Origin of the sequence: Vibrio sp. V38_P2S17PM301 (assembly GCF_009904845.1) — a bacterium.
Lineage (GTDB): Bacteria > Pseudomonadota > Gammaproteobacteria > Enterobacterales > Vibrionaceae > Vibrio > Vibrio proteolyticus.
The window spans coordinates 1-12,131 of sequence record NZ_WXWO01000042.1; the positions used below are offsets into that span (position 1 = coordinate 1).

Below are 12,131 nucleotides of genomic sequence, written 5' to 3' on the forward strand. Positions count from 1 at the left end.
GCCTGGTTCGTAGCCAGGTACTCTATCCAGCTGAGCTAAGGACGCACGGGATGTTCAATCAGCTTTTGCAAACTCATCAAACTGAAATAATGGCGCGCTCGGGAGGATTCGAACCTCCGACCGCCTGGTTCGTAGCCAGGTACTCTATCCAGCTGAGCTACGAGCGCGCAAGGTTGTGAACTATATCACAATCAACTTCTTTTGGAACAAAAAAATTGACTCAATCGTCAATAAATGGCGGTGAGGGAGGGATTCGAACCCTCGATACGGCTACAAACCGTATACTCCCTTAGCAGGGGAGCGCCTTCAGCCTCTCGGCCACCTCACCACTTTCATATTCCAGAAGAAATATGGCGCGTCCGGGAGGATTCGAACCTCCGACCGCCTGGTTCGTAGCCAGGTACTCTATCCAGCTGAGCTACGGACGCGCTGTGGCTTAATATCATTAAGCAGTGCAAGAATGGCGGTGAGGGAGGGATTCGAACCCTCGATACGGCTACAAACCGTATACTCCCTTAGCAGGGGAGCGCCTTCAGCCTCTCGGCCACCTCACCGTCTTGCGGAGGCACATATTACGATTTACCAAAAATAAGTCAAACATTTTCTTGGTAAAAAAAGGAAAAAGTCGCTTAACCGTTGGCTATTTAATCAAAGCGGCGGTTATTCACACTTTTCGTTATAAATCTCCAATCTACAGAGACAAAAAAGGCCAGCCAACCGGCCAGCCTCTCTGAGTAATTAGTAGTTGCCAGACGCAACGTTACCATTACCTTTTTCAGCTTGAATGCGCATGTAGATTTCTTCGCGATGCACAGAAACTTCTTTCGGAGCGTTTACACCGATGCGTACCTGGTTACCTTTCACACCCAGCACTGTTACTGTGACTTCATCACCAATCATTAGAGTTTCGCCTACACGGCGAGTCAAAATTAGCATTCTTTGCTCCTTGAGTAATCTCTGATATTTCTTGCTACGAAGCTATTATCCAACAAAAGTTATATTTTCGTAAACTCTCTTGGAACGAGAAATCAACCCAAAAAGACTTGTTTTTGTTGGATCTCTATCGCTTCATTTGAGGTAATATACGCATCATGCAGTATGTTAGCCGCTTTGTCGACACATTCTGGCAACAGGGCCAGCATCAGTGACTGCTGGGCACAGTGATGTTGCAACACATCGATCCCCTGCTCAGCCAACAACTGATAGGCGCTATCCAGCATACTGCTAACCTGCAACCCGACCGCCGTCAGTAAGCTAACCGGTTCACTATTGCGGATTTTATCGCCGAAAACCAGCCCCAACTTAGCGCACGCATCCTGTTTTATGACGATCGCTGTCTGTTCTGGATGTTCGATCACATTCCATACCGCAATCCCCAACATCTGACACTGCGTGAGCATGCCGGACAAATGTTCGGCCTCAACATCCAAGGTGACCAAATCACGCTGGATAGCCAAACCGCAGACCGCTTTCGGGCAAACTTCCCCTTTCACCAGACTGCCGGCATTGACGTCAAACGTCGACAACACCCGCAACGGCACATTGTTCGCCCAGGCAAACTGCACCGATGGCAGATGCAGGACTTTCGCCCCTTTACGTGCCATCTCTTCCATCGATGGGAAGTCTATCACATCCAGTTTCTGAGCCTGCTTCACGACACGGGGATCGCAGGTGTATATACCGTCAACATCGGTAAAGATCTGACACTCATCGGCTTTCAGCGCGCCAGCCAGTGTCACGGCTGTGGTGTCTGAGCCACCGCGTCCTAACGTGGTGATGTCCCCATTTTCATTGATACCCTGGAATCCAGCCACAATTACGATGTGCTCCTGCGCCAGCAGGTCATCAATGGTAGCGGTATCAATATGCTTAATCGTTGCGTCATTGTGTTGATTGTCCGTCACAATGTTCGCTTGTGCTCCGGTCAGAGAGCGTGCGGCATAGCCCAATTTATTGAGCGTCATCGCCAGCAGTGCCATCGACACTTGCTCACCGGCAGAGAGCAAAACATCAAGTTCGCGTGCGGTGGGTACACTGTCTACCTGTTTGGCCAGTTCCATCAGACGATTAGTCTCACCAGACATTGCCGATACCACCACGACAACTTGATTACCATCATTCTTCGCTCTAATGATGTGTTCAGCGACCGTGTGGATTCTTTCAATTGAACCCACTGAGGTTCCGCCAAACTTTTGCACGATAAGGGGCTTTTTCACCAGTCTTCACCTTCCCAAGACATACGTCTCATTGGGACCGCCTTATACGCAATAAATTGGGTATTCAGACGGTCTGTTATAACAAAAACCAAGCAGCATAATTGGCGTGACGAAATTTTCACCAATTAAACCACTTGGTTGTCAGAAAAAAATTACGCCCAATCAAAATTTATTGATTGAGCGTAGGTTTTTATGTGATTACAGACGCTCGGCAATCCAAGCGTCTACAGACTCTAGTGCGGATGGCAAAGCTCCTGCATCCGTACCACCAGCCTGAGCCATATCAGGACGGCCACCACCTTTGCCGCCAACTTGCTGCGCCACCATGTTGACCAGTTCACCCGCTTTCACTTTGCCAGTCAGATCTTTGGTGACACCGGCAATCAGGCCCACTTTATCGCCTGCGACGTTGCCCAGCATGATGATGCCGCTACCCAATTGGTTTTTCAGCTCATCCACCATGCCACGCAGCGCTTTGTTGTCCGCGCCGTCTAATTGCGCCACCAACACTTTCACACCTGCGATGTCTTTCACCTGATCCGTCAGACTGGCACTGGCTTGTGACGCCAGTTTGTCTTTCAATTGCTGAATTTCTTTTTCCAACGCTTTCGCTTTGGCGGCCGCTTCAGACAGCTTCTCTTCCGATTTCATTTGTAGCGCTTCGATCGCATCCAGAGCCGCTTCACCAGTTACCGCTTCAATACGACGGATACCTGCCGCGATACCGCTCTCAGATGTGATCTTGAACAAACCAATATCGCCCGTATTAGCTGCGTGGATACCACCACAAAGCTCTGTCGAGAAATCCCCCATGGACAGAACGCGTACTTCGTCATCGTATTTCTCGCCAAACAGCGCCATTGCGCCTTTCTTCTTCGCAGACTCAATGTCCATGACGTTGGTTTCGATAATGTGGTTACGACGAATTTGCGCGTTGACCAGGCGCTCAACTTCTTTCAGCTCTGCTGCCGTTACGGCCTCTAGGTGTGAAAAGTCAAAACGTAGGTTTTCTGCTTTCACCAGAGAGCCTTTTTGCGTTACGTGCTCACCCAGAACCTGACGCAGCGCAGCGTGCAACAAGTGCGTTGCTGAGTGGTTTAGCGAGATAGCCGCGCGGCGCTCTGCGTCAACGATAGTGGCGACTTCATCGCCTTTGGCCAGAACGCCTTCCGCCATAACACCGTGGTGGGCGATTGCGTTGCCTAGTTTTTGAGTGTCTTCTACACGGAATACACCGGCTTCAGTGCGGATTTCACCCGCATCACCACATTGACCACCAGACTCGGCGTAGAATGGTGTTTCACCCAGCACGATGATCGCTTTGTCGCCCGCAGATAGAGAATCCACTTCGTTGCCTTCAACGAACATTGCAGCCACTGAGCTAGAACCTTTTGTCCCCGCGTAGCCACAGAATTCAGTCTGCGTATCAACTTTGATGGCTGCGTTATAGTCTGTACCGAATTGACCCGCTTCACGCGCACGCTGGCGCTGCTCTTCCATGGCTTTCTCGAAACCTTCTTCATCAATCGCGAACTCACGTTCACGCGCAACGTCGTTGGTTAAGTCAGCTGGGAAGCCGTAAGTATCGTACAGTTTGAATACGGTTTCGCCGTCAAGCACTTTGCCATCCAGGCCGTCTAGCGCTTCATTTAGAATCGCCATGCCGCGCTCAAGTGTGCGACCGAAGTTTTCTTCTTCGATACGCAGGACTTTTTCGACTACCGCTTGCTGGCGTTTCAGTTCTTCACCGGCAGTGCCCATGATGTCTGCAAGTACGCCGACCAGTTTGTAGAAGAATGCTCCCTGCGCGCCGAGCTTGTTTCCATGACGGACAGCACGACGAATGATACGACGTAGCACATAACCACGCCCTTCGTTGGAAGGCATCACGCCATCCACGATCAGGAATGAGCATGAACGGATGTGGTCTGCGATAACGCGCAGAGACTGGTTCGACAGGTCTTGGTAACCAATGACTTCAGCCGCCGCTTTGATCAGTGTCTGGAATACGTCGATTTCGTAGTTTGAGTGAACGCCTTGCATGATGGCAGAGATGCGCTCGATACCCATACCGGTATCCACCGACGGTTTTGGCAGCGGTTCCATTGTGCCATCAGCGTGGCGGTTGAACTGCATGAATACGTTGTTCCAGATCTCGATGAAACGGTCACCATCTTCTTCCGGTGTACCCGGACGGCCACCCCAGATGTGCTCACCGTGATCGTAGAAGATCTCAGTACATGGACCACAAGGACCGGTATCCCCCATCTGCCAGAAGTTATCAGACTCGTAAGCTTTACCACCAGGTTTATCACCGATGCGTACGATGCGATCAGCAGGAACACCGATTTTCTTATTCCAGATATCAAAAGCTTCGTCATCGGTTTCGTACACGGTCACCAGCAGACGCTCTTGCGGCAGCTTCAGTACTTCAGTCAGAAACTCCCAGGCAAACGCAATCGCGTCTTCTTTGAAGTAATCGCCAAAACTGAAGTTACCCAACATTTCAAAAAAAGTATGGTGGCGGGCAGTAAAACCAACGTTTTCCAGGTCGTTGTGTTTACCACCAGCACGTACACAGCGCTGTGCCGTAGTCGCTCGAGTGTAGGCTCGCTTTTCCAGACCCAGGAAGCAGTCTTTAAACTGGTTCATCCCTGCGTTTGTAAACAGCAGGGTTGGGTCGTTGTGTGGAACCAAAGATGAACTTTCTACGATTTGGTGTCCTTTGCTCTCAAAGAATTTGAGGAACGCGTTACGAACCTCATCAGTGCTCATGTACATGCAGCTCTTCCTGAAAATAGTCGAGTGAAAATTTTGCCGTATTGTAGATCATGGCGAACTCTTCGACTAGTTTTCTTGCAGAAAAGCTACAATTGCCGGGTATGAACCCGCTAAGTTGCGGAAATGCGGTGGGAGAATTGGTACCGTTAATCCGGCTGCGCGGTCAAGGCATAACTGATTTGCTCAAAGCTGAACCCGCGATACTGCAGAAAACGGACTTGTTTGGCGTATTCTTTCTGATCCTGGGGAACGACACCTTTGAATTTTTTCTCTGCGGTCTGTCTGGCCAGTTCAAACCAGTCTTGGGGTTCGTGCTCAAACGCTTCGTCGATCACCGCATCGGCTACCCGCTTTTGCTTCAGTTCCTGACGGATCCGGCGCTCACCATGGCCTTTGTAGACGTGTTGACGGATCTGGCTTTTGGCGTAACGCAGATCATCGAGAAACTGGTGCTCAAGACAGAAAAGGATAGCCGCCTCGATCTCTTCACTCGGGTAACCTTTGACCGCCAGCTTCTGGTACAGCTCATACTCACCGTGATCACGACGGCTCAGCAGTTGCACCGCGGCTTCTTTGACCGACAAGGTCGGTGGTGTATTTCTCTGATACATAGTTTGCTTGCTCAGATAAACAAAAGCCCCGCACAGGCAGGGCTTTGACTATTTGGAAAGTGCTTAAAACTCTTCTTCCTGCTCCGGCATTTCACCGGCGCCAGCCTGAGGCTCTTCCGCCAACGCTGGCGTCAGCAGCATCTCACGCAACTTCGCATCGATGGCTTTAGCCGCCTCGGTGTTCTCTCTCAGGAACTTGCACGCGTTTGCTTTACCCTGGCCGATTTTCTCGCCATTGTAGCTGTACCATGCACCAGCTTTTTCCACCAGTTTGTGTTTCACACCCAGATCAACCAGTTCACCTTCACGGTTGAAACCCTGACCGTACAGAATCTGTGTTTCGGCTTGTTTGAATGGCGCCGCGATCTTGTTCTTCACCACTTTGATGCGGGTTTCGTTACCAACCACTTCATCGCCTTCTTTGATGGAGCCGGTACGACGGATATCCAGACGCACAGAGGCGTAGAATTTCAGCGCGTTACCACCGGTAGTTGTTTCCGGGTTACCAAACATCACACCAATCTTCATTCGGATCTGGTTGATGAAAATACACATACAGTTCGACTGTTTCAGGTTACCCGTCAACTTACGCATTGCCTGAGACAGCATACGTGCTTGCAGACCCATGTGACTGTCGCCCATCTCACCTTCGATTTCCGCTTTTGGTGTCAGTGCGGCAACCGAGTCCACCACCATCACGTCAATCGCACCAGAACGTGCCAATGCGTCACAGATTTCCAGTGCCTGTTCACCCGTGTCCGGCTGAGACACCAGCAGCGCATCAATGTCTACGCCCAGCTTCTTAGCGTAAATCGGATCCAGTGCGTGCTCGGCATCGATAAAAGCACACGTTTTTCCTTCACGTTGCGCAGCGGCGATCAGTTCCAGAGTCAGCGTGGTTTTACCAGACGACTCAGGACCGTAAACTTCAACGATACGGCCCATTGGCAGACCACCCGCACCCAGAGCGATGTCCAGAGAAAGTGAACCGGTCGAGATGGTTTCAACATCCATCGTACGGTTGTCACCCAGGCGCATGATTGAGCCTTTACCGAATTGTTTTTCAATCTGACCTAACGCGGCGGCCAGCGCTTTCTGTTTGTTCTCGTCCATCACTTTCTCCGTTGTGCACACCCAGACGGTGGCGAACTGAATCTGGTTGAACTCACATTGGTGAGTTGAATTGTTGTTTATTATACTGTTGATTCATACAGTGTCCATAGCTGTATGAAAAAAAGTTGTGCGGCTGCGCGTGCTCCGTGGCCAAAGCCAGCGGATCGCTCTTTCGCAGCGTTAGTCTTCAAGATGCTGGCAGATCACGTTCAGCGCATGTGTCACCGCTTTGGCGCGCACCGTGGCACGATCGCCTGCAAAATGACAAGTTTCAATCTGCAACCAGCCCGGCTGATCGGCAAAACCAAAACAGACCGTTCCTACAGGTTTGTCCTCACTGCCGCCATCAGGACCCGCAATACCGCTGATCGCCACCCCGATGGTGGCATGAGAATGCTGGAGCGCCCCCAGCACCATTTCTTTGACCACAGGCTCACTGACGGCGCCATGCTGCGCCAGTGTTGCCTCACTGACCCCCAGCATTTCCATTTTTGCCGCGTTGCTGTAGGTGACAAACGCGCGATCAAACCATTGTGAGCTACCCGCAACATCGGTCACAGCGCTGGCAACTCCTCCTCCCGTGCAGGATTCAGCCGTGGTCATCACGTGCTGATTATCGCGCAGCAATGCGCCCAATTTCTGACTGAGTGAGATGTGTAATTCCATGACTGAAAAACCTCTTTGTGCCTTTTCGCCCGATTAGGATTCACGTATCCTAAGCCGCTATGAAAATAAACAAAAGACGTAACCCGTGAAAGCTGATCAAAAACACACTCCAATGATGCAGCAATACCTCAAGCTCAAAGCTGAGAATCCGGAGATATTGCTGTTTTACCGCATGGGAGATTTCTACGAGCTTTTTTATGACGACGCCAAGCGCGCTTCACAGCTGCTGGATATCTCTCTGACCAAGCGTGGCGCTTCCGCCGGTGAACCGATCCCGATGGCTGGCGTGCCTTTTCACGCCGTGGAAGGGTATCTGGCCAAACTGGTGCAACTGGGCGAGTCGGTGGCCATCTGTGAACAAATCGGCGATCCGGCGACCAGTAAAGGCCCGGTAGAGCGCAAAGTGGTCAGAATTGTCACTCCGGGCACCGTCACCGACGAAGCGCTGCTGTCTGAGCGCGTCGATAACCTGATTGCGGCGATCTACTATCACGATGGCCAGTTCGGTTATGCCACGCTGGATATTACCTCAGGTCGCTTCCAGTTGAGCGAGCCGCAGAGCGAAGAAGCCATGCAGGCAGAATTGCAGCGTACCTCACCTCGTGAACTGCTGTTCCCGGAAGACTTTGAACCGGTTCACCTGATGTCGAACCGCAACGGCAACCGTCGTCGTCCGGTGTGGGAGTTTGAACTCGATACCGCCAAGCAACAACTCAACCAGCAGTTTGGCACCCGGGATCTGATTGGTTTTGGTGTGGAGCACGCCAAACTCGGCCTGTGTGCGGCTGGGTGCCTGATCCAATACGTCAAAGACACACAACGCACAGCACTGCCACACATCCGCTCTCTGACGTTTGATCGTCAGGATCATTCGGTCATTCTGGATGCCGCTACCCGGCGCAATCTGGAAATCACGCAAAACCTGTCCGGTGGCACGGACAACACCTTAGCCGATGTGCTGGATCGCACGGCGACGCCAATGGGCAGCCGCATGCTCAAGCGCTGGCTGCATCAGCCGATGCGCTGCATTGATACGCTTAATCAGCGTCTGGATGCGATCGGAGAACTGCGGGATCAGGCGCTGTTTGCGGATCTGCACCCGGTTCTAAAACAGATCGGCGATATCGAGCGTATTCTTGCCCGATTGGCCCTGCGCAGTGCCCGTCCCCGCGACATGGCCCGGTTGCGAAATGCCATGCAGCAGTTGCCGGAACTGAGCGGACTGCTCGAGAGCGTCCGCCATCCCTATCTGGGTAAACTGGCCCAGTTCACCGCTCCGATGAACGAAGTGTGCGGTCTGCTGGAACGCGCAATCAAAGAGAATCCACCGGTGGTGATTCGTGATGGTGGCGTGATTGCCGAAGGCTACAATGCAGAGCTGGACGAGTGGCGTAATCTGGCGGACGGTGCCACCGAGTTCCTCGACCAGATGGAGGCGGAAGAGCGAGAACGCCATGGCATCGACAGCCTCAAAGTCGGCTACAACAACGTGCATGGTTTCTTTATTCAGGTCAGCCGTGGGCAAAGCCATCTGGTGCCGCCGCATTACGTTCGCCGTCAGACACTGAAAAACGCCGAACGTTACATCATTCCGGAGCTCAAAGAACACGAAGACAAAGTGCTGAACTCCAAATCCAAGGCGCTGTCGCTGGAAAAACAGCTGTGGGAAGAGCTGTTTGACTTGCTGATGCCCCATCTCGAGCAGATGCAGAACTTAGCCTCGGCTCTGTCTCAGTTGGATGTCCTGCAAAACCTGGCCGAACGTGCTGACTCGCTCGACTACTGCCGCCCGAGCCTGACGCAGGCAGCGGGCATCCATATTCAAGCTGGCCGCCACCCCGTGGTGGAACAGGTGATGGACGAACCGTTTATCGCCAACCCGATCGAACTGCATCCACAACGTAAGATGCTGATCATTACCGGTCCGAACATGGGCGGTAAGTCGACGTACATGCGCCAGACTGCCTTGATCGCTCTGATGGCACACATCGGTTCCTATGTGCCAGCGGAAGCAGCGCAAATCGGTTCCATTGATCGTATCTTCACCCGTATTGGCGCCTCGGACGATCTAGCTTCCGGGCGCTCTACTTTCATGGTCGAGATGACGGAAACGGCCAATATCCTGCACAACGCGACACAGAACAGCTTGGTCTTGATGGATGAAATTGGTCGTGGTACCAGTACTTACGACGGTCTGTCACTGGCCTGGGCCAGCGCGGAGTGGCTGGCGACACAAATCGGTGCTATGACCCTGTTTGCCACGCACTACTTCGAACTAACCGAATTACCGGCGCAACTGCCGCACCTGGCGAATGTACATTTAGACGCGGTCGAACATGGTGACAGCATTGCCTTCATGCACGCAGTGCAGGAAGGGGCCGCCAGTAAATCGTACGGTCTAGCGGTGGCCGGCCTGGCGGGTGTACCGAAAAGCGTGATCAAAAATGCGCGTACTAAGCTGCATCAGTTAGAACAACTCAGCCACCTCGGTGACACGCCGGCGAAAGGCAACGGCGTTGATATCGCCAATCAACTCAGTTTGATCCCGGAGCCAAGCGAAGTGGAAGAAGCTCTGGCGAACATAGATCCCGACGATCTTACGCCTCGTCAGGCACTGGAAGAGTTGTACCGACTGAAAAAACTGCTCTAAAACGGCACAAAAAAGGGCGATGGTTCACCATCGCCCTTTTCCTATGTCGCCCGTTACTCGTCTTCAACGCTGAACAGGTTTTCCATATTCAGCCCCTGCTTGACCAGGATTTCGCGTAAACGACGTAACCCTTCAACCTGAATCTGACGCACGCGCTCGCGAGTCAGGTTAATTTCACGACCGACTTCTTCCAGCGTCGACGGTTCATACCCCAACAACCCAAAGCGGCGAGCCAGCACCTCTTTTTGTTTCGGGTTCAGTTCATCCAGCCAGTCAATCAACGAGGTTTTGATGTCGTCATCCTGAGTCGACAGCTCCGGATCGGAATTATTCACGTCCGGAATAATGTCCAGCAGTGCTTTCTCACCGTCACCGCCAATCGGCGTGTCGACAGAGCTGACGCGTTCGTTGAGACGCAGCATTTTGCTAACGTCATCGACCGGCTTGTCCAGTTGAGTGGCAATTTCTTCTGCGGTGGGCTCGTGATCCAGTTTCTGCGACAGTTCACGCGCAGTACGCAGATAGATATTGAGTTCTTTGACCACGTGGATCGGCAGACGTATGGTGCGCGTCTGGTTCATCAGGGCCCGTTCAATGGTCTGACGGATCCACCAGGTCGCATATGTTGAAAAACGGAAGCCGCGTTCCGGGTCGAATTTTTCGACCGCGCGGATAAGCCCCAGATTCCCCTCTTCGATCAGATCCAGTAGCGCCAGGCCACGGTTGCTGTAACGACGGGAAATTTTCACCACCAAGCGCAAGTTACTTTCAATCATACGTCGGCGGGCTGCTTCATCGCCTCGTAGCGCCCGACGAGCATACAGCACTTCTTCTTCAGCAGTCAGGAGCGGCGAAAAGCCGATTTCACTGAGGTAGAGTTGTGTGGCGTCCAAGCTTTTGCTGGTAACCTCAAACTCTTCTTTGGTGTCATCAGTGGATGAATTGTTACTAGAATTGTTTTCGGCGCTCTCTTCTACCTCAAGCATTTCCATCGCTTCGGTATCCGAATCTGCATCGAATTCTTGGAGTTTTGTTGCTGTGTTGCTGATACTCATAGTGCCTCCCCCTGGCGAGCTAGCAAGACATTACCGCTTTTAATGTCGCTTCATTACTCAGTACAAGTAAATCTACGGTAAGTAGCGCTTTGGATTCACCGACTTACCCTGGTAGCGAATTTCAAAGTGCAAGCGCACACTGTTGGTACCCGAACTTCCCATGGTCGCAATCTTTTGGCCTGCTTTCACACTCTGTCCTTCGTGTACAAGCAACCGATCATTATGGGCATACGCACTCAGATAGTTGTCATTATGTTTTATAATCACCAGATTACCGTAACCCCGGAGCGCATTACCTGAATAAACTACGGTGCCTGCTGCAGTCGATGTGATGGATTGACCACGCTGCCCTGCGATGTCTATCCCTCGGTTGCCCTGATCTCCTGCAGAAAAGTTCTTAATCACTCTCCCTTTTGTTGGCCATAACCATTTGGTTACTTTGTCGTTTTTTGGTGTCGAACTGCTGACAGTTTTGTTAACATTTTGTTTACTTGTACTGCCAACATACTCCTTTGGTTTGGATTGTTCAACCTTCTTTTCTGGTTCTTTTTTGACCTGTTTTTGGTTATTTTTTGAACCCGTAGACGTAACCTTTTGATTCGAGTTTTTACTCGAATTGGTCACAACCGGTTTGGTGGCGGCTGTACTGCCAGCGCTAGTAGCCGCGGCTGAAGCCACGACAGCCGTAGCGGCTGCAACACTGGTGGTTTCTTTCGCTGCCCCAGCGCCGGTTCCGCCGTAGGCCGGTGGCACGTAAGTCGGACGCCAAAGCTTGAGTTTCTGTCCAGGGTGAATGGTATAAGGCGCATCCAAGTTATTGTAACGAATCAGATCATTTACATCTTTGCCTGTGATGTAGGCGATGAAATACAGCGTATCGCCACGTTCAACCTGGTAGTAGCTGCCACGGTAACTACCTCGCTCCACAGAGTTGTAGTCGCGTTTCAATCCAGACACTGGCGCAGGGGAATGCGCAGCACATCCAATCAATGTGCTGCTAAGGCCAAACATCAGTATCGATTTAGACCACATACTCATG

The 12,131-nt window shown here is 51.9% G+C and carries 9 protein-coding genes and 4 tRNA genes; 1 reads left to right on the forward strand and 12 read right to left on the reverse strand.

From position 1 onward, the window contains the following. Positions 1–90: 90 nt before the first annotated feature. The 10 genes from CAG64_RS09345 to pncC all read right to left on the reverse strand — a co-directional run bounded on the left by CAG64_RS09345 (position 91) and on the right by pncC (position 7,387). A tRNA-Arg gene (locus tag CAG64_RS09345) sits at positions 91–167 on the reverse strand. 68 nt (positions 168–235) lie between these two features. After that, a tRNA-Ser gene (locus tag CAG64_RS09350) sits at positions 236–328 on the reverse strand. Between the two features lie 23 nt (positions 329–351). Beyond that, positions 352–428: transfer RNA gene (locus CAG64_RS09355), tRNA-Arg, on the reverse strand. 33 nt (positions 429–461) lie between these two features. Further along, a tRNA-Ser gene (locus tag CAG64_RS09360) sits at positions 462–554 on the reverse strand. 184 nt (positions 555–738) lie between these two features. Then, on the reverse strand, positions 739–936 hold the full coding sequence (gene csrA / locus CAG64_RS09365) for a carbon storage regulator CsrA (RefSeq protein ID WP_004415691.1): 198 nt from the start codon (positions 934–936) through the stop codon (positions 739–741). Positions 937–1,028: 92 nt separating this feature from the next. After that, complete coding sequence (locus CAG64_RS09370; protein ID WP_161452737.1) at positions 1,029–2,216, reverse strand: aspartate kinase; 1,188 nt, start codon at positions 2,214–2,216, stop codon at positions 1,029–1,031. Between the two features lie 198 nt (positions 2,217–2,414). After that, on the reverse strand, positions 2,415–4,997 hold the full coding sequence (gene alaS / locus CAG64_RS09375) for an alanine--tRNA ligase (RefSeq protein ID WP_161488592.1): 2,583 nt from the start codon (positions 4,995–4,997) through the stop codon (positions 2,415–2,417). A 146-nt stretch (positions 4,998–5,143) separates the two neighbouring features. Further along, the gene (gene recX / locus CAG64_RS09380; protein WP_161452733.1) at positions 5,144–5,608 is read right to left on the reverse strand and encodes a recombination regulator RecX; all 465 of its coding nucleotides are present in this window, start codon (positions 5,606–5,608) and stop codon (positions 5,144–5,146) included. Positions 5,609–5,671: 63 nt separating this feature from the next. Beyond that, the gene (gene recA, locus CAG64_RS09385) at positions 5,672–6,721 is read right to left on the reverse strand and encodes a recombinase RecA (protein WP_021707505.1); all 1,050 of its coding nucleotides are present in this window, start codon (positions 6,719–6,721) and stop codon (positions 5,672–5,674) included. A gap of 180 nt (positions 6,722–6,901) precedes the next feature. After that, positions 6,902–7,387: a nicotinamide-nucleotide amidase gene (pncC, locus tag CAG64_RS09390; RefSeq protein ID WP_161453820.1), complete on the reverse strand. Its 486-nt coding sequence runs from the start codon at positions 7,385–7,387 to the stop codon at positions 6,902–6,904. Positions 7,388–7,472: 85 nt separating this feature from the next. On the opposite strand from pncC, the gene mutS reads away from it, so the two are divergent. Then, positions 7,473–10,037, forward strand: a complete 2,565-nt coding sequence (gene mutS / locus CAG64_RS09395) for a DNA mismatch repair protein MutS (RefSeq protein ID WP_161488591.1) — start codon at positions 7,473–7,475, stop codon at positions 10,035–10,037. Between the two features lie 53 nt (positions 10,038–10,090). On the opposite strand, the gene rpoS is transcribed toward mutS, so the two are convergent. Further along, a complete protein-coding gene (gene rpoS / locus CAG64_RS09400) occupies positions 10,091–11,092 on the reverse strand; it encodes an RNA polymerase sigma factor RpoS (RefSeq protein WP_021707362.1) in 1,002 nt (333 codons plus the stop codon). A 72-nt stretch (positions 11,093–11,164) separates the two neighbouring features. Continuing rightward, a complete protein-coding gene (gene nlpD, locus CAG64_RS09405; protein WP_161488590.1) occupies positions 11,165–12,130 on the reverse strand; it encodes a murein hydrolase activator NlpD in 966 nt (321 codons plus the stop codon). Between the last annotated feature and the right edge of the window lies 1 nt (position 12,131).